At 73.1% G+C, this 22,732-nt stretch carries 22 protein-coding genes; 6 read left to right on the plus strand and 16 right to left on the minus strand.

Annotation, left to right across the window (positions count from 1 at the left end):
- Window positions 1-26 precede the first annotated feature (26 nt).
- Genes ACFYSC_RS29635 through ACFYSC_RS29645 form a run of 3 tightly spaced genes read left to right on the plus strand, consistent with a single transcriptional unit; the run spans window position 27 to window position 3,532 of the window.
- Window positions 27-599: an IS607 family transposase gene (locus tag ACFYSC_RS29635; protein WP_389968421.1), complete on the plus strand. Its 573-nt coding sequence runs from the start codon at window positions 27-29 to the stop codon at window positions 597-599.
- A 10-nt stretch (window positions 600-609) separates the two neighbouring features.
- Window positions 610-1,743, plus strand: coding sequence for a hypothetical protein (locus ACFYSC_RS29640; protein ID WP_389968226.1), 1,134 nt, complete (start codon window positions 610-612; stop codon window positions 1,741-1,743).
- A 19-nt stretch (window positions 1,744-1,762) separates the two neighbouring features.
- On the plus strand, window positions 1,763-3,532 hold the full coding sequence (locus ACFYSC_RS29645) for a glycoside hydrolase family 15 protein (protein WP_389968228.1): 1,770 nt from the start codon (window positions 1,763-1,765) through the stop codon (window positions 3,530-3,532).
- Window positions 3,533-3,640: 108 nt separating this feature from the next.
- Here ACFYSC_RS29645 and ACFYSC_RS29650 read toward each other — a convergent pair whose 3' ends face one another.
- Both ACFYSC_RS29650 and ACFYSC_RS29655 read right to left on the minus strand, forming a co-directional pair.
- The gene (locus ACFYSC_RS29650) at window positions 3,641-4,564 is read right to left on the minus strand and encodes a hypothetical protein (protein WP_389968230.1); all 924 of its coding nucleotides are present in this window, start codon (window positions 4,562-4,564) and stop codon (window positions 3,641-3,643) included.
- A gap of 96 nt (window positions 4,565-4,660) precedes the next feature.
- Window positions 4,661-5,635 (minus strand): LD-carboxypeptidase, encoded by a 975-nt coding sequence (locus ACFYSC_RS29655; RefSeq protein WP_389968232.1) that lies wholly within the window; start codon window positions 5,633-5,635, stop codon window positions 4,661-4,663.
- A gap of 30 nt (window positions 5,636-5,665) precedes the next feature.
- Here ACFYSC_RS29655 and ACFYSC_RS29660 point away from each other — a divergent pair, with 30 nt between their 5' ends.
- Window positions 5,666-6,547 carry a sulfotransferase family protein gene (locus ACFYSC_RS29660; protein WP_389968234.1) on the plus strand — a complete coding sequence of 294 codons (882 nt, stop codon included), beginning with the start codon at window positions 5,666-5,668 and terminating at the stop codon, window positions 6,545-6,547.
- Window positions 6,548-6,647: 100 nt separating this feature from the next.
- On the opposite strand, the gene ACFYSC_RS29665 is transcribed toward ACFYSC_RS29660, so the two are convergent.
- The 5 genes from ACFYSC_RS29665 to ACFYSC_RS29685 all read right to left on the minus strand — a co-directional run bounded on the left by ACFYSC_RS29665 (window position 6,648) and on the right by ACFYSC_RS29685 (window position 12,369).
- Window positions 6,648-8,519, minus strand: coding sequence for an ABC transporter ATP-binding protein (locus ACFYSC_RS29665; RefSeq protein WP_389968236.1), 1,872 nt, complete (start codon window positions 8,517-8,519; stop codon window positions 6,648-6,650).
- 51 nt (window positions 8,520-8,570) lie between these two features.
- The gene (locus ACFYSC_RS29670; protein ID WP_389968238.1) at window positions 8,571-9,380 is read right to left on the minus strand and encodes an enoyl-CoA hydratase/isomerase family protein; all 810 of its coding nucleotides are present in this window, start codon (window positions 9,378-9,380) and stop codon (window positions 8,571-8,573) included.
- Between the two features lie 132 nt (window positions 9,381-9,512).
- Window positions 9,513-9,728 carry a helix-turn-helix domain-containing protein gene (locus tag ACFYSC_RS29675; RefSeq protein ID WP_030904785.1) on the minus strand — a complete coding sequence of 72 codons (216 nt, stop codon included), beginning with the start codon at window positions 9,726-9,728 and terminating at the stop codon, window positions 9,513-9,515.
- A 114-nt stretch (window positions 9,729-9,842) separates the two neighbouring features.
- The gene (gene abc-f, locus ACFYSC_RS29680) at window positions 9,843-11,438 is read right to left on the minus strand and encodes a ribosomal protection-like ABC-F family protein (RefSeq protein ID WP_389968240.1); all 1,596 of its coding nucleotides are present in this window, start codon (window positions 11,436-11,438) and stop codon (window positions 9,843-9,845) included.
- Between the two features lie 274 nt (window positions 11,439-11,712).
- The gene (locus tag ACFYSC_RS29685) at window positions 11,713-12,369 is read right to left on the minus strand and encodes an acVLRF1 family peptidyl-tRNA hydrolase (protein ID WP_389968242.1); all 657 of its coding nucleotides are present in this window, start codon (window positions 12,367-12,369) and stop codon (window positions 11,713-11,715) included.
- Window positions 12,370-12,580: 211 nt separating this feature from the next.
- Between ACFYSC_RS29685 and ACFYSC_RS29690 the strand changes: the two genes are divergently transcribed.
- Both ACFYSC_RS29690 and ACFYSC_RS29695 read left to right on the plus strand, forming a co-directional pair.
- Window positions 12,581-13,678 carry an EAL domain-containing protein gene (locus ACFYSC_RS29690; RefSeq protein ID WP_389968244.1) on the plus strand — a complete coding sequence of 366 codons (1,098 nt, stop codon included), beginning with the start codon at window positions 12,581-12,583 and terminating at the stop codon, window positions 13,676-13,678.
- Between the two features lie 279 nt (window positions 13,679-13,957).
- Window positions 13,958-14,800, plus strand: a complete 843-nt coding sequence (locus tag ACFYSC_RS29695; protein ID WP_389968246.1) for a siderophore-interacting protein — start codon at window positions 13,958-13,960, stop codon at window positions 14,798-14,800.
- An 82-nt stretch (window positions 14,801-14,882) separates the two neighbouring features.
- Here the strand turns inward: ACFYSC_RS29695 and ACFYSC_RS29700 are convergent, their stop codons facing one another.
- The 9 genes from ACFYSC_RS29700 to sufU all read right to left on the minus strand — a co-directional run bounded on the left by ACFYSC_RS29700 (window position 14,883) and on the right by sufU (window position 22,721).
- The gene (locus ACFYSC_RS29700) at window positions 14,883-15,488 is read right to left on the minus strand and encodes a response regulator transcription factor (RefSeq protein WP_362944096.1); all 606 of its coding nucleotides are present in this window, start codon (window positions 15,486-15,488) and stop codon (window positions 14,883-14,885) included.
- Complete coding sequence (locus ACFYSC_RS29705) at window positions 15,485-16,621, minus strand: sensor histidine kinase (RefSeq protein ID WP_389968249.1); 1,137 nt, start codon at window positions 16,619-16,621, stop codon at window positions 15,485-15,487. Before ACFYSC_RS29705 ends, ACFYSC_RS29700 begins: the two co-directional genes overlap by 4 nt.
- Window positions 16,622-16,671: 50 nt before the next feature.
- Window positions 16,672-17,406, minus strand: a complete 735-nt coding sequence (locus ACFYSC_RS29710; protein ID WP_389968251.1) for an ABC transporter permease — start codon at window positions 17,404-17,406, stop codon at window positions 16,672-16,674.
- Entirely contained in the window at window positions 17,403-18,290 is an 888-nt protein-coding gene (locus tag ACFYSC_RS29715; RefSeq protein WP_389968253.1) for an ABC transporter ATP-binding protein, read from the minus strand. Before ACFYSC_RS29715 ends, ACFYSC_RS29710 begins: the two co-directional genes overlap by 4 nt.
- Window positions 18,291-18,454: 164 nt before the next feature.
- Window positions 18,455-19,300, minus strand: a complete 846-nt coding sequence (gene hisG, locus ACFYSC_RS29720) for an ATP phosphoribosyltransferase (RefSeq protein WP_362944088.1) — start codon at window positions 19,298-19,300, stop codon at window positions 18,455-18,457.
- A 64-nt stretch (window positions 19,301-19,364) separates the two neighbouring features.
- Entirely contained in the window at window positions 19,365-19,628 is a 264-nt protein-coding gene (locus ACFYSC_RS29725; protein WP_012892448.1) for a phosphoribosyl-ATP diphosphatase, read from the minus strand.
- Between the two features lie 363 nt (window positions 19,629-19,991).
- The gene (locus ACFYSC_RS29730; protein WP_389968255.1) at window positions 19,992-21,554 is read right to left on the minus strand and encodes a DEAD/DEAH box helicase; all 1,563 of its coding nucleotides are present in this window, start codon (window positions 21,552-21,554) and stop codon (window positions 19,992-19,994) included.
- Between the two features lie 364 nt (window positions 21,555-21,918).
- On the minus strand, window positions 21,919-22,287 hold the full coding sequence (locus tag ACFYSC_RS29735; protein ID WP_389968257.1) for a metal-sulfur cluster assembly factor: 369 nt from the start codon (window positions 22,285-22,287) through the stop codon (window positions 21,919-21,921).
- Window positions 22,284-22,721: a Fe-S cluster assembly sulfur transfer protein SufU gene (sufU, locus tag ACFYSC_RS29740; protein ID WP_389968259.1), complete on the minus strand. Its 438-nt coding sequence runs from the start codon at window positions 22,719-22,721 to the stop codon at window positions 22,284-22,286. Before sufU ends, ACFYSC_RS29735 begins: the two co-directional genes overlap by 4 nt.
- Between the last annotated feature and the right edge of the window lie 11 nt (window positions 22,722-22,732).

The raw sequence follows: 22,732 nt of genomic DNA on the forward strand, positions 1-22,732 counted from the left end.
GAGTGACTTATGATCTCGCGTATGAACTGACGGAATGGGCGCGCGCACAAGGGATCGCCCCGCGTACCGCGTACCGCTGGTTCCGCGAGGGCATGCTGCCGGTCCCTGCGGAACGAGTGGGACCGCGCACGATCCTGGTGAACATCGACGCGAACACCTCCCCACCGGTGACCGGTGGCGTGGGCCTGTATGCCCGAGTCTCGTCCCACGATCACAAGGCCGACCTGGACCGGCAGACGGCACGTCTGTCGGCGTGGGCCGCGAAGGCCGGGCACAGGATCGTGCGCATCGAATCCGAGATCGCCTCGGGCGTGAACGGCCGCCGCTCGAAGGCCGGGCGCCTGCTGGCCGATCCGAAGGTGACCACCGTGGTGGTCGAGCACAAGGACCGCCTCGGCCGGATGAACGTCGAGTTGGTCGAAGCCGCCTTGTCCGCCACGGGTCGTCGCCTGGTCGTGCTGGATGACGGCGAGGTCGACGACGATCTGGTGCGGGACATGGCAGAGGTGCTGACGTCGTTGTGCGAGCGCCTGTACGGTCGCCGGTCGGCGAAGAGGCGGGCCCGTAAAGCGCTGGAAGCGGCGGCTGCCGATGAGTGAGCGTAAGCGGTTGCGTGCCATCGACGCGCCGTTCGTCGCGCCCGGCCCGGCCGGTGTGGCGATACGCGACCGTCTCAAGCATCTGACGCCCGAGGACGACACGGTGTTGCGGCTGGTCGGCGAGCATCTCGGCCGCTTGGCGTCGCTGGATCTCAAGGCCCGCCGCATCGATGGCGCAGATCACAGCCCGGGCACCTGGGCGGCCCGCAAGCAGGGCCTGACGGCCGAATCGTCGTCCCGCTGGGCGGGCAGCATCACCAAGGCCACCCACGATCAGTGGGCGCTTTGCCGGCGCTGCCGGCTCGCTCACATCCAGGGCCTGCAGGCCGGTGTCGGCATCCTGATGCACCGCCTGTCCCGGCCGATCGGGGAAAAGGGCACCAAGCAGGCGCCCGGCGGATACCGCTCCAAGGGCGAGTGGTTTCACAAGTCCCGCCGCCTGGCGGCCCTGCAACGCCGCCTCGATGTCGCCCGGGATGAGCGTGAGGCCCACGTCGTGCATGTGGTGCGCGGCGGGCGTCAGTTGCTCAACAACCGTCACAACCTCCAAGCCGCCCGGCTCACCGAACCCCAGTGGCGTGAGCGTTGGGAGGCCGCGCGCTGGTTCCTGTCCGCCGACGGCGAGTCCGGCAAGCACTTGGGCAACGAGAAGACCCGCGAGAAGCATGGCCGCAAGAAGCGATTGCGGCAGATCATCTCTGGAATCCCGACCGGCAGGCTCAAAGCCCGGCTGGTCTCGATGGCTGCCGAGCGGGACCTCGCCATCGTCGCAGTGGATCCGGCGTATACCTCGATGTGGGGCGATGAGCACTGGCGCAAGCCCCTCACCAGCGGCAAACGAAAGATGTCCCGACACGATGCCGCCGGCATCGCGATCGGGCGACGCGCCCTCGGACACCCGATCCGGCGACGGGCGGCACCGCCCCGCGACGACCAGAGTGATCGTCGCGGGCATCGGACCGCCCAGGCCCGACCGGGTGACCGAGAGCGTGAGGGAACCCGCCCACTCGTCACGGAACCTGCACACGATGCACGCCGCCGGACGAGGACTCAGCGAACGCGGGAGACCAGCGCGTCCAACACCGTTCGGGATGCGCGCGGTTCCGGAAGCCGGCATCAGATGCCGCTCCTGGACACTGCCTAGGAACGGTAGCGTCGGAGCCATGCGGATCGAGGACTACGCGCTCATCGGCGACATGCAGTCGGCCGCCCTGGTCGGGCGGGACGGCTCCATCGACTGGCTCTGCCTGCCACGTTTCGACTCCCCGGCGTGCTTCGCGGCGCTGCTCGGCGACAAGTACAACGGGCAGTGGTGGCTGGGCCCGTCCGGCCCCGGGCGGCCGCCCGCCACCCGGCGGCGCTACCGGGGCGAGACGCTGGTCCTGGAGAGCGAGTGGGACACCCCCACCGGCACGGTCCGGGTGATCGACTTCATGCCCGCCAGGCACGCCAACCCCGACCTGGTCAGGATCGTGGAGGGCGTGTCGGGGACCGTCGAGATGTCCACCGAGGTCCGCGTCCGCTTCGACTACGGCCGCATCGTGCCCTGGGTGCGCCGCACCGACGGGCTGCTGCACGCCGTCGGCGGCCCCGACTCGATCTGGCTGCACTCCCCCGTCCCGCTGCACGGCGGCGACTACGCCCACCGCGCGAAGTTCTCCGTCTCGGCGGGCGAGCGGGTGCCGTTCGTGTTCACCTGGCACCCCTCCCACCAGCCCCGGCCCGTGGAGATCGATCCGCTCGAGCAGCTCACCGAGACGGAGGGGCTGTGGGAGGAGTGGGTCGAGCAGTGCACCTACCAGGGGCCCTGGCGCGAGGCCGTGGTCCGCTCCCTCATCACGCTCAAGGCCCTCACCTACGAACCCACCGGCGGAATCGTCGCCGCCCCCACCACCTCGCTGCCCGAGAACATCGGCGGGGTCCGCAACTGGGACTACCGCTTCTGCTGGCTGCGCGACGCCACCATGACGCTGGACGCGCTCATCGGCGCCGGCTATCTCGGCGAGGCCCGCGACTGGCGCGCCTGGCTGCTGCGGGCCATCGCCGGCCGCGCCCAGGACCTGCAGATCATGTACAGCGTCTCCGGGGAGCGGCGGCTGACCGAGCTGGAGCTCGACTGGCTGCCGGGCTACGAGGGCTCCCGTCCGGTCCGGATCGGCAACGGCGCGGTCACCCAGCTCCAGCTCGACGTCTACGGGGAGGTGATGAACTCCCTGCACCTGTCGCGCGCCTCGGGCATGGAGCCCGACGACCGGGCCTGGACCATCCAGCTGGAGCTGATGGACTACGTGGAGGCCCACTGGGACGAGCCCGACGAGGGTCTGTGGGAGGTCCGCGGCCCGCGGCGGCACTTCACCCACTCCAAGGTCATGTGCTGGGTCGCGGTCGACCGGGCCATCAGGCAGGCGGAGGACTTCGGCCGGCCGGGGCCGGTGGAGCGGTGGAAGGCGCTGCGCGAGCAGATCCACTCCGAGGTCTGCGACAAGGCGTTCGACGCGGCCCGCAACACCTTCACCCAGTCGTACGGCTCGCGGGAGCTGGACGCCGCGCTGCTGATGATCCCGATGGTCGGGTTCCTGCCGCCGGGCGACCCGCGGGTCGTCGGCACGGTCGAGGCGATCCAGCGGGAGCTGATGACCGACGGCTTCGTGATGCGCTACCCGGTGTCGGATGACGGCAACCTCGACGGCCTGCCCGGCGGCGAGGGCGCGTTCCTGGCGTGCAGTTTCTGGCTGGCCGAGGCGCTGGCGATGATCGGCCGCAGGGACGAGGCCGTGGAGCTGTTCGAGCGCCTGCTGGCGCTGCGCAACGACGTGGGCCTGCTCGCCGAGGAGTACGACCCCCGTCACGGCCGTCAGGTGGGGAACTTCCCGCAGGCGTTCAGCCACGTGCCGCTGATCCACGCCGCCCGCGCGCTCGCCGGGGACGACTGACCGGACGCGGCCGCCCGGCCGGGCACGCGAGGGGACGGGCCCGCCGTACAAGACGTGCCGGGAGGGCTGGCGCCCGGTGGGGCGCCGGGCCCGCCGTACCGGTGCGGGTCAGCGCTCGGGGGTCTCGGCGTCGGTGTCGGTGTCGGGCCGAACTGCCAGGGCGGCGATGACGCGGGCGAACTCCGGTGGCGGGGCCACCACCAGGCGGACCTGCCCGTCCTGGGCGACCAGGTCGGCCCGGACCAGGGCGAGCCCGCCGCCGTGCCACCAGTAGACGTGCGGGCTGAGGGCGCCGGCGCGCCGCTCGAACTCCCGCTGGGCGAACAGCCGCAGCCGCTCGATCGCGCGGACCACGCCGAGGCCCTCGACCGGGTGGACGACCACGGTGGCCGGCCCGGTCAGCGCGACCAGCGCGCCGTCGGCCGGGAGTGGCAGGTGCTCGTCCAGGCGGCGCAGGCAGGAGGCGGCGCCCGCGCCGTCCAGGTTCAGGACCGCGACGCCGCCGAGGTCGGCCTCGTTCACCGCGGGCCGTCCGCCGCGGACGTTGGCCGCGGCCAGCTCCAGCGCCTGGGCCGCGGTGACCGGCCAGCAGCCGGCCTCCTCGGGGCGGACCGGCCGCTCGGCCGCGCCGTGCCCGACGGTCAGCACCTCCACCAGGTCGGCGGCCAGGTGGCGGCCGACCACGAGGCCGTCGTCCAGGCCGTCGTCGAAGCGGACGCGGGTGCCCAGCAGCGGGCCGGCCTGGGCCAGGTCGCAGGCGTCGAACGGCTCGCCCGCCGTGGCCAGCACGTGGGAGAGGTGCCCGGACACCAACACCGGCCAGTCCTCCCGCGACCGGCGGCGCGCCTCGGCGCGCAGGCCCGCCAGCCGTACCTCGATCGTGCGGGGGCCCGACAGGGTCAGCGTGGCGCCGCCGGGCTCGAAGGAGCAGCCGTAGCCGAGGGTGTCGGCGACGAGGGCGAGCAGGGAGTCGAGATCGACCTCCTCGACCGGGCGGGCCGGCCCAGGCGGGGCCGATCTCGCCGCGTTCACCGTTTTCGCCGAGTCCACCGGGTTCGCCGAGGGCGCAACCCGCCGATCACGGTGCCGCCGGAACAGCCTCACGCACTTTTCCCCTCTCCCGTCCCCCTAGGTCTGCACCCAGGGTGCCTTCCCGGGATCGGTGAGTGAGCCCGTCAGAGAGCACGATTCTGCATCAATAGCACCAAGTGCCCCCAACTGCACACTGAACTGTGGTGTCCCATGGCCCACGGGAAGCCCGGCGACCACCGGCGCCCCGAGCGGCGCGAGCCGCTCGACGAGCGTCGGGTAGGGGTCGCCGCAGCCCACCCAGGACCCCAGGGCGAACCCGGCCGCGCCGTCCAGGGAGCCCGAGCGCAGGAGCTGGGTGAGCATCCGGTCGACGCGGTAGGGCTCCTCGGCGATGTCCTCCAGCAGGACGATCCGGCCCCGGGCCCGCATCTGGTGCGGCGTGCCGCACAGCGCGGCCAGCAGGCTGAGGTTACCGCCCGTCACCGGTGCGACGGCCCGTCCGGGGACGATGACCCGGTCCCCGGTGATCGGCCCGGGCTCGCCGAACAGCGCGGCGGCGAGGTGCTCCAGGGTCCGGGGCTCGGAGCCGGCGGGGCCGCTGAGCGCGTCGCAGGCGGCCATCGGGCCGAACAGCGAGGCCACGCCCAGCTCGACGGAGAACGCCTGGTGCAGCGCGGTGACGTCGCTGGAGCCGACGAGGGTCTTGGGCCCGGCGGCCCGCATGGCCTCCCAGTCGAGCAGGTGCAGGATCCGTGAGGCCCCGTAGCCGCCCCGGCCGCAGAACACCGCGGCGACCGCCGGGTCGCACCAGGCCCGCTGCAGGTCGGCGGCCCGGCCGGCGTCGGAGCCGGCGAGATAGCGGTCGCGGTCGAGGACGTGCTCGCCCATGACGACCTTCAGTCCCAGCTCCTCCAGCACACCCGCGCCGCGCCGCAGCTGCGCCGGGTCGGGCGGGCCGCACGGGCAGACCACCGCGACGGTGTCGCCGGGGCGCAGCCGGGGCGGGACGACGGCGGGCCGGACGGCCGCGCCGTCCGTGAGGGATGGTGTGGGCAGGGCCGGTTCGTTCACGCTGGAAACGGTGCCACACTGGGCACACATATGCGACCTCCGCCCCACATCCTCGTGGTCAACGGCATCAAGGTCCGTCAGCCGGTGTTCGTGCTCGCCGCCCCGCACTCCGGCTCGGACCTGCTGGCCCGCGCCCTGAAACGCTCCCCCGGTTTCCACGTCACCATCGGCCGCGCCCCGGTCGCCCACGTGGTGTACGCCTTCGCCCGGCGCCCGTCCATCGCGGGCCGGGGCATGGGGGCCACCCGGGTGCTACGCGACGCCCTGGCCGAGTCCTGGCAGATCCTCCCCGGCGCCTGCGGCGAGTGCCCGGCCGCCTGCCGGGAGGCGGGCGGCGTGACCGGTGCCGGGCCGTGCGCGGCGCCGGGCGCGGTGGCGCGGTTCGGCGATGCCAGCCCCGACCTGATCTACAGCGCCCAGGTGCTGCTCCAGGCGTTCCCCGACGCCCGGTTCGTCCAGCTGATCAGGGACGGCCGGGACGTGGTGGCCGACATGCTGGCCGACCCGGCGGCGCTGGCGTGGTTCAAGCCGGCCATGCTGAGCGAGGAGACCGAGTTCCCCAACCCGTTCCTCGGCGTCAAGGCCGCCGAGCACCGCGACCGCTGGAAGGAGATGCCCACCGCGGGCAAGTGCGCGCTGCGCTGGCGCAGCGCGGTCCGGCTGTCGGCCGCGCTCCACCGCGACCTGCCGCGCGGGCAGCTGCTGACCCTCCGCTACGAGGAGCTGGCCTCCTCCCCCGCCCGGACCGTGGAGGAGCTGTCGGCCTTCCTCCAGGCCCGGGTGTCCAAGGTCGCCCTGTACGGCGGGCACGCCCCCAGGGCGGGCGTGTGGCGGAGCAGGCTGCACGGCGAGGACGCCGCCCTGGTGGAGAAGGTGGCCCGCACCGAGCTCACCCGCCTGGGCTACCGGTGACCGCGCCTCCGGCCCGGTCCGTCCCGGATCCGCGGGTTCCCTCAGATCCCCGGGCCGCCGATGGTCCCCGTGCGGCCCGCCGCCGGGCCGCACGGGGAGGTCAGTCGCCGCTGAACTGGGTGCGGTAGAGCTCGGCGTAGACGGCGCCGCCGGCCAGCAGCTCCTCGTGGCGGCCCCGCTCCACCACCTGCCCGTCGACGATCACCAGGATCTGGTCGGCCTCGCGGACGGTGGACAGCCGGTGCGCGATGACCAGGGAGGTCCGGCCGTCCAGCGCTGTCTTCAGCGCCCGCTGGACCGCGGCCTCGGACTCGGAGTCGAGGTGGGCGGTGGCCTCGTCGAGGACGACGACCCGGGGCGCCTTGAGGAGCAGCCGGGCCAGGGCCAGGCGCTGCTTCTCCCCGCCGGACAGGCGGTAGCCCCGGTCGCCCACCACGGTCTCCAGGCCCTCGGGCAGCGCCTCGACCAGGTCGGCGATCTGCGCGGCGCGCAGGGCCTCCCAGATCTCCTCGTCGCCGGCCCCGGGCCTGGCGTAGGCGAGGTTGGCCCCGATGGTGTCGTGGAAGAGGTGGGCGTCCTGCATCACCACGCCCACGGTGTCGCGCAGCGACTCGAAGGTGGCGTCGCGCACGTCCAGGCCGTTGATGCGCACGGCCCCCTCGTTCACGTCGTACAGCCGCGAGACCAGGCCGGTGATGGTGGTCTTGCCGGCGCCCGACGGTCCGACCAGCGCGATCATCTGACCCGGCCGGGCGGTGAAGGAGACGTCCCGCAGCACCTCCTGGCCGGGCCCGGGGTCGGGGCGGGCCACCGACTCCAGCGAGGCCAGCGACACCTCGGAGGCCGCGGGGTAGGTGAACCGGACGCCGTCGAACTCGATCGAGGCCGGACCGTCCGGGACGGACCGGGCACCGGGCCGCTCGGCGACCATGGGCTTCAGGTCGAGCACCTCGAAGACCCGGTCGAAGCTCACCAGCGCGGTCATCACGTCCACGTGCACGTTGGACAGGCTCGTCAGCGGGCCGTACAGGCGCATCAGCAGGGCCGCGAGCGCCACCAGGGTGCCGAGCTCGAAGGCGCCGTCGATGGCCAGCAGGCCGCCCCCGCCGTACACCAGCGCGGTGGCCAGGGCCGCGACCAGGCCGAGCGCGACGCGGAAGAACGTGCCGTACATGCCGACGGTGACGCCGACGTCGCGCACCCGCCCGGCCCGGCTGCCGAAGTCGGCGGCCTCCTCGTCGGGGCGCCCGTACAGCTTGGCGACCATGGCGCCGGCGACGTTGAACCGCTCTGTCATCAGCGAGCTCATCTCGGCGTCGAGCTGCATCTGCTCACGGGTCAGGCCGGACATCTTGCGGCCCACCCAGCGGGCCGGGAAGAGGAAGACCGGCAGCAGCACCAGGGCGACCAGGGTGATCTGCCACGACAGCGCCAGCATCGCGCCGAGCACCAGCACCAGCATGACCACGTTGGACACCACCGACGACAGGGTGCTGGTCAGCGCCCGCTGGGCGCCGATCACGTCGGTGTTCAGCCGGGAGACCAGGGCGCCGGTCTGGGCGCGCATGAAGAACGCCACCGGCATCCGCTGCACGTGATCGAAGACCTCGGTGCGCAGGTTGTAGATCAGTCCCTCGCCGACGCGGGCGGAGAACCAGCGCTGGCCGAGGGTGAGGGCCGCGTCGGCGAGCGCCAGGGCCGCGATCACCCCGGAGAGGGCGAGCACCACGCCGGGCCGCTTCTGGGCGATGCCGTCGTCGATGATCGCCTTCATCAGCAGCGGGTTGGCGATCACGATGACCGAGCCCGCCACGACCAGCACCAGGAACGCCGTGATCTGCCGGGCGAACGGCCGCGCGTAGCGCGCTATGCGCCTGACCGTGCCCGGCGCGAGGCGCTCCTTGGTCACCGAGCTGTCGCGCCGCAGCGAGCGCATCGCCTGGGGGCCGAACCCCCCGCCCATCATCGCCATGTGGCCTCCTCCACCGGGAGGAGCGCCGGCCGGGTTCCTTCCATTCCGGCGTCAGCTTCCGGCGAACAGCGCCTTGACCCGGGCGACCTGTTCGCGCCGTTCGGCGGCGGCCTGCTCCTCCAGCGTACGGCCCGCGGCGCCCTGGAGCAGGCGCTTGGTGGCCGTCGCGGCGTCGCGGTCCACCGCCAGCAGCGCGGCGGCCAGGTCGCGTACGGCGCCGGCCAGCTCGTCCGGGGCGACCACGAGTTCGGCCAGGCCCAGCCGGACGGCCTCCTCGGCTCCCACGGTGCGGGCGGTGAGGCAGATCTCCAGGGCCCTGGGCAGGCCCACGATGTCGACCAGCGGCTTGGTGCCGGTCAGGTCGGGCACCAGCCCGAGGGCGGGCTCCTTCATGCACAGCTTGGCGTCGTCGGCGAGGACGCGCAGGTCACAGGCGAGGGCGAGCTGGAATCCGGCGCCGATCGCGTATCCCTGGACGGCCGCGATCGAGACGACGCCGGGGCGGCGCAGCCACAGGAACCCCCGTTGCGCCTGGGCTATCCGCTGTTCGAAGACCGAGTCGTCGAGCGTCGCCGAGGACGCGAACGATCCCTGGCCCGGCACCCCTTGCGGGGTGAACATCCGCAGGTCGATCCCTGCCGAGAAGGACGGTCCCTCGCCCCTGACCACGACGACCCTCACCTGCTGCGGCAGGCTGTCACCGATCCGGGCCAGCGCCGACCAGGTCGCGAACGTCTGAGCGTTCCGCTTGTCCGGCCGGTCCAGCGTGATCGTCGCGATCTCGCCGTCCACCTCGTAACGCAGACCGGCCTCCTCCGGGGAGGGCCCCTCCGCGCTTCCCGCGAACACCGCTTCCGTCATGGCTCGCTCTCCCAGCTGCCGTCTTCCGTCTCGCCCGAGCCTATCGATTCTCCAGAACGAGGTTCTACAGGCCCGAGCGGGACGTCTCAGCGTGGGGGACGAGCGGCTGCGGTCGCGCGTTCCGAGGCGGTGTCAGCGCTTCGACTTACCCCGGGTGGCGCCGCCGCGCCCTCGCAGAGTCACACCGGACTCGCTCAGGATGCGGTGGATGAAGCCGTACGACCGACCGGTCGAAGCGGCCAGGGCGCGGATGCTCTCACCCGCGCTGTAGCGCTTCTTCAGGTCGGAGGCCAGCTTTTCACGGTCGGCCCCGGTGACCCGGGTGCCTTTCTTGAGAGTCTCGGCCACGAGTACCTCCTGTAGTGCCAGACTTCCGCAGCGTTACTCACGCCATGATCAGTCATTTCAGCGCGATCGGCTACCTACTCCATGGGAAAAGATCCGTACCCGCTCAAATTAAGATCAGGCAAGTGCCACAAGATCGGAAAATTCATCACTCCAAGCATCTTCGACTCCGTCAGGTAGCAAGATCACCCTATCGGGTCGTAGCGCCTCGACTGCACCCTCATCATGCGTGACGAGCACAATCGCCCCAGAATAGGACTTTAGTGCAGTGAGGACCTGCTCACGGCTGGCGGGATCGAGGTTGTTCGTGGGCTCGTCGAGCAGCAGCACGTTGGCCGCGGACAGCACCAGGGTGGCCAGGGCCAGCCGGGTCTTCTCCCCGCCCGACAACACCCCGGCCGGCTTGTCCACGTCGTCCCCGGTGAACAGGAACGACCCCAGGACCTTGCGCAGCTCGACGTCGGCCAGCTCACTGGCCGAGCGCATGTTCTCCAGCACCGTCCGGTCCGGGTCGATGGTCTCGTGCTCCTGGGCGTAGTAGCCCAGCTTGAGGCCGTGGCCGGGCTTGACGGCGCCGGTGTCCGGCTGCTCCAGGCCGCCCAGGATGCGCAGCAGGGTGGTCTTGCCGGCGCCGTTCAGGCCGAGGATGACGACCCTGCTGCCCCGGTCGACGGCGGCGTCGACGCCGGTGAAGACCTCCAGCGAGCCGTAGGACTTCGACAGGTCCTCGGCGGTGATCGGCGTGCGGCCGCAGGGCGCGGGCTGCGGGAAGCGCAGCCGGGCGACCTTGTCGCCCTGCCGCTCGGCCTCCAGGCCCGACAGCAGGCGCTCGGCACGGCGCTGCATGTCCTGGGCCGCCTTGGCCTTGGTGGCCTTGGCGCGCATCCGGTCGGCCTGCGACATCAGGGCCGCGGCCTGCTTCTCGGCGTTGGCGCGCTCGCGCCTCCTGCGCTTCTCGTCGGTCTCCCGCTGGGTCAGGTAGGCCTTCCAGCCGACGTTGTAGGTGTCGACCACCGAGCGGTTGGCGTCGAGGTGCAGGACCCGGTTTACCGTCGCTTCAAGAAGCCCCACGTCGTGGCTGATAATGATCAAACCGCCCTGATGGGATCGTAAAAAATCACGAAGCCACCCGATTGAGTCGGCATCGAGGTGGTTTGTCGGCTCGTCAAGCAGGAGAGTCTCCGCCCCGCTGAACAGGATCCGCGCCAGCTCCACCCGCCTGCGCTGACCTCCCGAGAGGGTGGACAGCGGCTGCCCGAGCACCCGGTCCGGCAGCCCGAGGCTGGAGGCGATCGAGGCCGCCTCCGACTCGGCGGCGTATCCCCCCAGGACGTGCAGCCGGTCCTCCAGCCGCCCGTAGGCCCGCACCGCCCGGTCGCGGGTCCGGTCGTCCGCCGAGGACATGCCCGCCTCGGCCGCGCGCAGCTCGCGCAGCACCTCGTCCAGCCCGCGGGCCGACAGGATGCGGTCGCGGGCCAGCACCTCCAGGTCGCCGGTGCGGGGGTCCTGCGGGAGGTAGCCGACCGCGCCGGTGGTGGTCACCGTGCCCGACGCCGGCAGCGCCTCCCCCGCCAGCACCTTCGTCAGGGTGGTCTTGCCCGCGCCGTTGCGGCCGACGAGCCCGATCTTGTCACCCGGGTTGACCCGGAACGACGCGCCCTCGATGAGCAGCCGGGCCCCGGCGCGCAGCTCGATGTCAGAAGCCACGATCATGGTGGAAAACACTCCAGAATGGGATGGGACGGCTCACCGTACTGCCAGTACCGCCGAAGTACCGCCGAACCGGCCGTCGTGTGCTCCTCAGGCCCCCGGCCCGGCCGTCTCGCCTCGCGGGGCGGCGTCAATCGGAAGTGCGCATACCGATCAGTGTACGGCGCGCGTACGAGGGCTCTCCCCAGGTCGCGCCGGACCGGCCGTGCCGCGGGTGCGGTACGGCCGGGCCACCGGTACGGCCGGCCGCGCCCCCGGTACGGCCCGGCGGGGCCGGTCAGGTCGGATCGGCCAGCCGGATGCGGACCGCGCGGAACAGGCCCGGGGCGGTCCGGAGCACGGCCAGCCGGGGATCGGGGACCGTCAGGAAGGGCCCGGCCTCCAGCGCGAAGACCCCCTCCAGCCTGCGGTCGGCCCGCAGCGCGTCCACCGCGCGCCGGTCGCCGCCCAGGACCACCGCCTCCAGCTCGGCCAGACGCGGGGCCAGGACCCGCAGCGCGACCTCGGCCGCCGCCGCGTGGGCCTCCCCCACCTGCTTGTCCCTGCGCCGGGCGAACCGCTGCTGGGACCAGCCGCCCGCCGCGCTGCGCCCGTGCACGAGCCGAGAGCCCACCTTGGACGCCAGGAGCGTCTCCCCCTGGAAGACCCCGGCCGCGTGGCCGCCGAGCCGCACCAGCAGCACGCCGACGCGGCGCTCGGCGCGGGCGTGGGTGATCAGCCGTGCCAGCGGGCCGCCTCCGTCGGGCGTCAGCGGCGGGAACGGCACGTGACACTCGGCCACCGCGCCGTCGGCGGCCGCCAGCCGTACGGTCCCGTCACCCGCCGTCGTCTCCAGCGGGCCGTGCCGGGCGGCGAAGCCGTCGATCCAGCGGCCGAGCCGCTCCGGCCCCACCGACACCCAGCGGGCCCCGCCCCCGGCCGGTCGTGATGTCACGGGAACCGACCCTACCGGCCCCGTCGCCGCCCCGGACCCCGCCGGGAGGGGGACGCATCCGCCACGGGCGGCATGTCCACGGCGGCGTCCGGCCCGCCACGTGACGTTTCCGCCACGGTGACCGGCCGCTCAGCGCAACCCCCGGAGAAGACTCGGTGAACATCCCCGCGCCCGGTTCAGAAGCGCACCGGAGAGGCCCCATCCTCGGAACGTGCCGAGTGGAACGCCCCCTTTCTCGCCGGCTTCCGGGCCCGCCGCCGCGGCCCCCGCGCCCGTCGTCGATCTCGCCACCGGGGGCGTCATCGCCCTCCAGCCCGCGGTCCGGGGTGAGAACCTCTCCTCGGTGCTGCGGGCGATTCCGCACGTCGCCGGAGCCGGAACCCGCATGCCGCTGCTGCTCCCCCTGCCGTCGACGGTGGTGATCGGCGGATCGGCCGCGCTGGCGCCGCTGCACGAGGCCCTGCGCGTCAGCGGGCGTCGCCCCCCGGAGGTGATCCTGCTGGTGCAGGGCGACTTCGCCCCGATCGAGCGCCGGACCCTCCTCACCGGGCTGGAGGGGATACGTGCCGTCGGCTACCTGACGGCGATCGGCGGGCTCGGCACCGGCCACGTCCCGCTGGACCTGCTCGCCGACGCCGCGCCGTACCTGGCGGCGCTCTCCCCCGCACTGATGGCCGAGGTGCCGCGGGACCGGCGGCGCGCCACGCTCGCGGAGTCCCTCTCGGGCCTCGCGCGCAGTCTCGGCGTCCACATGCTCGCCCCCGCCGTGACCCGGGAGAGCCAGCTCGCCGCGGTGCGCTCCTGGGGGGTACGACTGGCGCAGGGGCCGCTGCTGGTCCCCGGTCCTTCCGGGCGGGTGCACGTACCGCTGCCCGTCGCCGAGCGGGAGCTGGCGGCGGCCCCCCTCGGCCCTCGCGTCCAGGAGTTCCTGCTCCCGGCGGTGACCCTGCCCTGCGAGGCCACCGCCGAGGAGGTGACCGCGGCCTTCGGTGGAGAGCCGTCGATCACCAGCGTGGTGCTGGTGGACGAGTACCAGCGTCCCCGGTCGAGTCTCGACCGGGGACGCTTCCTGCTGGCCGTCGCCGGCCGTTTCGGGCATGCGCTGCACGCCCGCAGGCCTGCCGCCCGCCTGGCCGACCCGGCCCGCACCGTTCCCAGGTCCACCCCCGCCGTCACCGCCATGCGGGCCGCCGGGCATGATCCGGCGCGGGTCTACGACGACCTGGTGGTCATCGACGAGATGGGCCGCTGCATCGGGATCGTCCGCGTCTCGGACCTCATCCGTCACGTCACGGCCGAGACGCGCTGAGCTTCTCGTCACCGCCGTTCCCCCGGCTCACCGGCGGTCGGCCGTTCCCGCGGATCACCGTCCGGACCCGGTTTCTTTACATCGTAGATTCATAGTTCGCGCTCCGCGTGCGAGCGCGCCGGGGGAAGGCGCGGACGGGCCGCCCGAGGACGGACGGGCGGAGCGCCCGCGGGCGCCGGAGCGCTCCCGGCCCCGTGGCGCGCCCCCCGCGGGAGCAAGTCCGGCAAATGCCCGTATCCTACGAATTAGGCGAACCTAACCTTCCCTATCGGAGTGATCATGGCAGAGGGCAGACCGGCGCGCAGGACGACCCGCGGCGAGGTGGTGCGGGTGGAGCGGCTCACCCCGCACATGATCCGGGTGGTGCTCGGCGGCGACGGCCTGGCCGGGTTCGAGGCGGGCGAGTTCACCGACCACTACGTGAAGCTGCTGTTCCCCCCGGCCGGGGTGACCTACCCCGAGCCGTTCGACCTGGCCGCCGTCCAGCGCGACCTGCCCCGTGAGCAGTGGCCCACCACGCGGACCTACACGGTCCGGGCGTGGGACCCCGCGGCTCGCGAGCTGACGCTGGACTTCGTCCACCACGGCGACAGCGGCCTGGCCGGCCCCTGGGCGGCCCGGGTACGGCCCGGCGACGAGATCCACTTCCTGGGTCCCGGCGGGGGCTACGCGCCCGACCCCGAGGCCGGATGGCACCTTATGGCGGGTGACGAGAGCGCCCTGCCGGCCATCGCCGCCTCGCTGGAGCGCCTCCCCGCCACCGCCCGCGCCCACGTGTTCCTGGAGGTGGCCGGCCCCGAGGAGGAGCAGCCGCTGAACCACCCGGCGGACACGGAGATCGTGTGGCTGCACCGCGGCGACGCGCCGGTCGGCGAGGCGCTGGTCGCCGCCGTGCGGGCGTTCGCCTTCCCCGAGGGCGAGCCGCACGTCTTCGTGCACGGCGAGGCGGGGTTCGTCCGGGACCTGCGCCGTCACCTGCGGGCCGAGCGCGGCCTGCCGCTGTCGCGGCTGTCCATCTCCGGCTACTGGCGCACGGGCCGCGACGACGAGTCCTGGCGCGCCACGAAGAAGGAGTGGAACCGGCGGATCGAGGAGGAGGAGTCCGCGCTGCTGTCGGCCTGAGGCGCGGCGTCACGGGGCCGGGAGCCCGCCGGGCCCGGACACGGGCCGCCCGGAGCGGAGCCGGGGCGGCCCCGTGGCGAGGTCAGAGCCAGCCCTGCGACCGGGCGCGCCGGACCGCCTCGATGCGGTTGCGGGCGTGGGTCTTGTGGATGGCCGAGGACAGGTAGTTGCGGACCGTGCCCTCCGACAGGTGCAGGCGCCCGGCGATGTCGCCGACGGTGGAGCCGTCGGCGGCGGCGGCCAGGACGTCGCGCTCACGGGGCGACAGCGGGTTCGGGCCGGCGCTCAGCGCCGCCGCGGCCAGGTCCGGGTCGATGACCCGCTCGCCGCGGCGCACCCGCCGTACGGCGGCGGCCAGCTCGCGCGCCGGGCTGTCCTTGACCAGGAACGCCACCGCCCCGGCCTCCATCGCCCGGCGCAGGTAGCCGGGGCGGCCGAAGGTCGTCAGGATCACGACCCTGCAGTCCGGCACCTCCTCGCGGATCATCGCCGCGGCCGTGATGCCGTCGCCGCCGGGCATCTCGATGTCGAGCAGTGCGACGTCCGGGCGGACCTCACGCGCCACGGCGACCGCCTCCGGGCCGGAGGCGGCCTCCCCCACCACCTCGATGTCGGGCTCCAGCCCGAGCAGGGACACCAGCGCGCCCCGGACCATCGCCTGGTCCTCCGCCAGCAGCACCCTGATCACGCCCGCGCCTCCCCCGCCGCCGCGGGGACCGTGACCCGCAGGACGAACCCGTTCCTCCGCGGCCCGGCGCTGACCACGCCGCCGGCCGCCTCCACCCGCTCGGCCAGGCCGCGCAGCCCGCTGCCCGGCTCGTACGGCCCCGCCCCGCGCCCGTCGTCGGCGATCTCCAGCACGGTGGCGCCGCCGTCGGAGGTCACGCCGATCTCGCACCGGCCCGCCCGGGCGTGCCGTATGACGTTGGTGACGCCCTCCCGCACCGCCCAGCCGAGCAGACCGTCCAGCTCCTCCGGCAGGGGCGTGCCCGCCAGGCGGACCGTCACGTGCGTCCCGGCGGCCTCCAGGGCCGCGCGGGCGCCGTCCAGCTCCTCCGGCAGGCCGCGCCTGCGGTAACCGGCGACGGCCTCGCGCACCTCGACCAGCGCCTTCCTGGCCACCGCCTCGACGTCGCGGATCTCCGGCAGCGCCCGCTCCGAGCCCTCCGCCGCCAGCCGCCCGGCCAGCTCGCTCTTCAGCACGATGAGCGACAGGCTGTGGCCGAGCAGGTCGTGCAGGTCGCGGGAGATGCGCAGCCGTTCCTCTCCCGCCGCCAGCCGGGCCATCTCCTCCTGCGCCCGGCGCAGCTGGGCGACCAGCAGCCGGGTGGAGCGCATGCCCCGGAACAGCGCGCCGAGGGTGACGGCCTGCAGCAGGAACAGTAGGGTCAGGCCGAGGTCGTGCTCCTCCAGCAGGCCGACCAGCGTGACGACGAGACACATCGCGGCGATGCAGGCCATCGACTGGCGCGGGCGCAGCATGCCGGCGTGCAGCACGACGGCGAAGATCGGCAGGGCCGTCCAGCTGCCGCCGAGGGTCGCCGCCAGCGCGACGGCCAGGACCGTGGCGGCGCCCAGCAGCCAGTAGGTGGAGCGGTCGGGCTCGCCGAACGTCCGCACGAGCAGCACCGCGGCGGCGTAGCAGGCCGTGAAGACCACCAGCCCGAGGACGCCCCACGCGGCCCTCGCGCCGGTCAGCTCCCCGGTGACGATCTCCAGGATCGGGAAGCACATGTAGACCAGGCCGGTGGACAGCTTGGCCAGCAGCCTGACGCGGTCGCCGTCCACCTCGCGGAGGAGCCGCGCGGAGAGGGTCTTCACGTCGGGAATCCTCCCATCAGGAGATCTCAGGCGCGCGCGGCTCGGGGATCTCAGGCGCGCGCGACGGCCCGCCGGTAGGCGAGCACCGCGATCACGCCCAGGACCACCGCCCAGCCGGCGAGGGCCAGGAGGTCACCCGGCGGCAGGCCGTCCCCGGCGACGATGCCGTGCCCCACGCCGACGTAGTCGGCGGACGGCAGCAGCCGGGCGACGCCGCGCATCCCCTCGGGCATGACCTCCAGCGGGATCCACAGACCGCCGAAGAGCGCCAGCGCGAACATCCCCATCATCGACACGGGCTGCGCGGTGTCGGGGGGCAGCAGCGAGCCGACGGCCAGGCCCAGCGCCGTGAACGGCGCCACGCCGAGCCACATCGCCGCCAGCAGGCCGAGCCACCGCCCGGGAGGCATCGAGACGCCCTGGAACAGCATGGCGGCGGCGCTGACGAGCAGGATCGCCGGCAGCACCAGCAGCATGGAGGCGATCAGCTTGGTCGTGATGATCTTCCAGCCGGCCAGCGGGGTGATCTGGAGCTGACGCAGCCAGCCGCTCCCGCGTTCCTGCGCCCACGGCACGGCGGTGCTCATCAGGGAGGCGGCGAGGCCGCCGTAGGCGCTCATCGAGACCAGGAAGTACGCCCTGCCGCTCAGCCCCCCGGCGTCGGCCTGGTCGCCGTAGACGCTGGAGAAGATGAGGTAGAAGACGACGGGGAAGACCACGACGAAGATGACGTAGCGCTTGTTGCGCAGCATCCGCAGGGCTTCGAGCCTGACGTAGTCCGTCATCGTGACTCCTGGACGAGGGAGAGGAAGGCGTCTTCGAGGTCGGCGCCGTCGATCCGCAGGTCGCGGACCTCCAGCGTGGTGCCGCGGTAGAGGGCCGCGACGGTGGCGTCCGGGTCGGCGGTGCGGAGCGTGGCGGTACCGGCGGAGATCTCCACGTCGGAGACGCCCGGCAGGGCCTCCAGGCCGGCCGCCGCCTGGCCGCCGAGGGTGAAGCGGACGGTGTGGCCGCCCGCCCCGGCCTTGATCTCGGCGGCGGTGCCGTCGGCCACGACGCGTCCCCCGGTGATGACGATCACCCGGTCGGAGTTCTCGTCGGCCTCGTGCAGGTAGTGGGTGGCGAACAGGACGGTCCGGCCGCCCGCGGCGTAGGAGCGCATCGCCTCCCAGAACCGCAGCCGCGACTCCACGTCCATGGCCGCGGTGGGCTCGTCCAGCACCAGCAGTCTGGGCGCCCCGGCGACGGCCAGGGCGAACCTGACCCGCTGCGCCTGCCCCCCGGACAGCTTGACGGCCCGGCGCCCGGCCAGGGCGGTGAGGTCGGCCATCGCAAGGATCTCGTCCAGGCCGAGCGGGGAGGGGTAGAGCCGCCGCACGAAGGCGACCAGCTCCCGGACGGTGAGCTCGGGGATGAGCTCGCCGCTCTGCAGCATGGCGCCGACCTCTCCCCTGGCGACGGCCTCGTCCGGGGAGTGGCCGAAGACCTCGATGCGGCCCCGGGTGGGGCGCAGCAGCCCGAGCAGCATGTTGATCGAGGTGGACTTGCCGGCCCCGTTGGGGCCGAGCAGGGCGACGGTCCGGCCGGCCTCGACGGTCAGGTCCAGGCCGTCGACGGCGAGCACGTCGCCGTAGCGTCTGCTCACGTCGGCGAAGGAGATGGCGTTCATGGGCGCAACGCTAGGCACGCCCGGACGCGGGGCTCAGTGCCCGCCGTCCGGGATCGGCGGTGACATTTGTCAGATCCGCCCCGCCGGCCGTACGGCCGCCCGCCGCGGGCCGTACGGCGGGCGGCCAGACCGGCGAGAGACGGCGCGCGGCCGGAGAGGACGGATCAGAGACGGCAGGCGAAGATGGCGGTGACCAGGATGGCCTTGGCGCCGATCTCCCAGAGCCGGTCCATCACCTGCTGGTGCCCCTTGCGCGGCACCATGGCGCGGACCGCCACCCAGCCCTCCCGGTGCAGCGGGGAGACCGTGGGCCCCTCCATGCCGGGGGTGAGGGCGATGGCCTCCTCGATCCGCTCGACGCGGATGTCGTAGTCCATCATCACGTAGTCGCGGGCCACCAGCACGCCGCGCAGGCGGCGCAGGATCTGCTGCATTCCCTGGGTCTCGGGGGCGCCGACCCGCCTGATCAGCACCGCCTCGGAGCGGGCGATCGGCTCGCCGAACACCTCCAGGCCCATGTTGCGCAGCGTGGTGCCGGTCTCGACGACGTCGGCCACGGCGTCGGCCACGCCCAGCCGGACGGCGGTCTCGACCGCGCCGTCCAGCTTGATCACCCGGGCGTCCACGCCCTGCTCGGCGAGGTAGGCCTCCAGCAGGCCGGCGTAGGCGGTGGCGACGCGCCTGCCCTTGAGGTCGGCGACGCCGGAGAAGCGGCCGGGGACGGAGGCGAAGCGGAAGGTGGAGCCGCCGAAGCCGAGGGGCAGGACCTCCTCGACCTGCGCGCCGGAGTCGCGGAGCATGTCGCGGCCGGTGATCCCGGCGTCGAGGGTGCCCTCTCCGACGTAGACGGCGATGTCCTTGGGCCGCAGGAAGAACAGCTCGCAGGAGTTGTCGGGGTCGACGACCACCAGTTCCTTGCTGTCCTTGCGCGGGCGGTAGCCGGCTTCCTTGAGCATGGTCTGGGCGCCCTCGGTGAGGGCCCCCTTGTTGGGGACGGCGAGACGCAGCATGGCGTGGAAGTTCCTTACACGGGCGGGAGAGGTGTCACGGGATCTGCGAGCCGGGCGGACCGGCTCACAGATGCTTGTAGACCTCGTCCAGCCCGATCCCTTTGGCGATCATGAGGACCTGCACGTGGTAGAGGAGCTGGGAGATCTCCTCCGCGGCGCGCTCGTTCGACTCGTGCTCGGCGGCCATCCAGCTCTCGGCGGCCTCCTCGACGACCTTCTTGCCGATGGCATGGACCCCGGCGTCCAGCGCGGCCACGGTCCCCGACCCCTCGGGCCGGGTGCGCGCCTTGTCGGACAGCTCGGCGTACAGCTCTTCGAAGGTCTTCATGGTCTCTCTCGGAAAGTCGTCGGATGTACCCGTCAAGGGTAGCCGGACCCCGGGACGTGCGGGGTGGGTGTTCGCACTTCGGGACGGGTACGAGGACGGCGGCCCGCACCGGGCGGACGCATCCGGGATGCTTCGTCCTGGATCGGCCCGCCGGACCGTCCATCCGGGCGGACCGACCCGGGCGTCCGTCCGGGCATCTGTCCGGGCGTCTGTCCGGGCGTCCGCGGAGGGGCCGCACCGGACCTGAGCGGCGGACCCGGCCGGCACGTCCACCCGGGCGGACGCGTGAGGGCCGGCACGGCATCGCCGTACCGGCCCTCACGGTCGGTCAGTCAGTCAGGCCGGCACGCGCGCCGGCGGCCCTCAGCGGCCGTGGTGGCGGTTGCCGCGCCCTTCGGGGCGGCCCCCGGAGCGGAACTCGCCGCGGAACGACTCGCGCTCCCCGCCGGAACGCCCGCCGCGGCGGGCGCCGGGCCTCGAGTCGGGGTGGCCGTCGGAGCGGCGCTCGGAGCGGTACTGGCCGCGCAGCTCCGAGACGTTCCCGCGGGGCTCGCCCGCGCCATGCTCACGGGAGCGCTGGCCGTCCTCGCCGCGGGCGGGCCGCTCGCGGAACCGGCGCGGGCCGCGGCCGCCGCCGCCGAAGCCACCGCCGCTGCGGCGCTCGCGCTGCTTGGTCGCGGGAGCGGCGGGCTCCCAGACCGGGACCGCCTCGCCGCTGGGCGTGCGCGCTCCGGCGATCTCCGAGAGGCGCGGGTGGCCCGGGGTGGCCCGCAGGCGGAACGGCTTGATGCCCGCGCGGCGGGCCATCGCGTCGGTGGAGCGGCGCTCGCTGGGGAGCACCAGCGTCATGACGGTGCCCTTCTCCCCCGCGCGGGCCGTACGGCCGCCGCGGTGCAGGTAGCTCTTGTGGTCCTGCGGCGGGTCGACGTGCAGCACGAGGCTGATGTTGTCGACGTGGATGCCGCGGGCGGCGACGTCGGTGCAGACCAGGACGTCGATCGTGCCTTCCTTGAACTCGGCCAGGATGCGGGTGCGCTGGTTCTGGCGCTTGCCGCCGTGCAGGCCGCCGGCGCGGACGCCGACCTGGGCGAGCTGCTTGCACAGCCGGTCGACGCCGTGCTGGGTGCGCGCGAACACGATGGTGCGGCCCTCGCGGTTGGCGATCGCGGCGGTCACCGCGAACTTGTCGTCGCGGTGGACCTCCAGGAGGTGGTGCTCCATGGTGTCCACCGGCGAGGAGGCCGGGGCGAGGGAGTGGGTGACCGGGTCGGTGAGGAAGCGGCGGACCAGCTTGTCCACGTCGCCGTCGAGGGTGGCGGAGAACAGCAGGCGCTGGCCCTTGGCCGGGGTCTGCTGCAGGATCGCGCTGACCACCGGGAAGAAGCCCAGGTCGCACATGTGGTCGGCCTCGTCCAGGACGGTCACCCGGACCTCGTCCAGGACGCACTCGCCCTGCTGGATCAGGTCGGTCAGCCGGCCCGGCGTGGCCACGACGATCTCGACGCCGCGGCGCAGCGCCTCGATCTGGCGGCCCATGGACATGCCGCCGACGACGGTCTTCATCCGCAGCGACAGGCCGCGGCCGAGCGGCTCCAGCGCGTCGGTCACCTGCATGGCCAGCTCGCGGGTCGGCACCAGGATGACGGCGAGGGGGCGGCCCGGGCGCGCCTTGGTCCCGGCGACGCGGGCCATCGTGGGAAGGCCGAAGGCGAGGGTCTTGCCGGAGCCGGTCTGACCGCGGCCGAGGACGTCGCTGCCGGCGAGGATGTCGGGGATGGTGGCCCGCTGGATCGGGAAGGGGGCCTCGATGCCCTGGCGGGAGAGACCGGTCACCAGCGGCTTCGGCAGACCCAGGAGGGTGAACTCGGAGACGCCCGCGGGGGCTGCGGCGGACTGGGTGATCTCGGGCAGGGCAGCGTCGAGCATGGTCACGAAGATTCGTGCCTTTCGATAGAAGTACGGGGCACGTCACTTCTGCGAAAGGACGAGCCTGAAGCGCGCGGCGTGGGCCGCGCTCGAGCGACGCCCATGAGGGGCGGTGGTGCGGTGCAAGTCGAGGCGCACCGCACGGAGGCGGGTGTGATCACCCGCACGCAGTCGAACCACGATCAAGCATGCCTGGCGTTCGCAGTGCCAGGCCGAACTCGGGGCGCTCCGCGGGAGACGGGCGCTTGTCCGACGACGGAGTCAACGCTCCGCACCGGGGTTTTGTTCCCCGGTATCGGGCATCCTCTCACATAATCCGGCCGCGGCGCGCACCGGCGGGTGCGGGCCGCGACCGGCGGGACGGTCAGACGTTGAAGCCGAGCATGCGCAGCTGCTCGCGCCCCTCGTCGGTGATCTTGTCCGGGCCCCACGGCGGGAGCCAGACCCAGTTGATCTTCACGTCCGAGACCATGCCGTCCAGGGCCGAGTGGGCCTGGTCCTCGATGACGTCGGTCAGCGGGCAGGCCGCGCTGGTCAGCGTCATGTCGATGGTGGCGATCGGCGCGGCGCCGGCCTCGCCGGCGTCGAGGTTGACCCCGTAGATGAGGCCGAGGTCGACGACGTTGATGCCGAGCTCGGGGTCGACGACGTCCTTGAGCGCCTCCATGACCTCGTCAAGGGTGGTCTCTCCGTCATACGACGCCGAGGTGGGCGTCTCCACAGGCTTGCTCACTCAGAACTCCTCATGACCGCGTCCTTGTAGGCCATCCAGGCCAGCAGGGCGCACTTGACGCGGGCGGGGTACTTGGAGACGCCGGCGAACGCCACGGCGTCGCCCAGCACCTCCTCGTCGCCCTCGACCTGCCCCCTGCTCTGCATGAGCCGGGTGAACTCCTCCACCACGGCGAGCGTCTCGTCCACGGTGGAGCCCTCGGTCAGCTCGTACAGCACCGAGGCCGCGGCCTGGCTGATGGAGCAGCCCTGGCCGTCGTAGGAGACGTCCTCGATCTTGCCGCCGTCGCCGAGCTTCACCCGCATGGTGATCTCGTCACCGCACGTCGGGTTCACGTGGTGGACCTCGGCGTCGTACGGCTCGCGCAGCCCCCGGCCCTGGGGGTGCTTGTAGTGCTCCAGGATCAGCTCCTGGTACATCGACTCGGCGATCATCTCAACTGCTC

It is taken from the genome of Streptosporangium sp. NPDC004379 (genome assembly GCF_042873875.1).
Lineage (GTDB): Bacteria > Actinomycetota > Actinomycetes > Streptosporangiales > Streptosporangiaceae > Streptosporangium.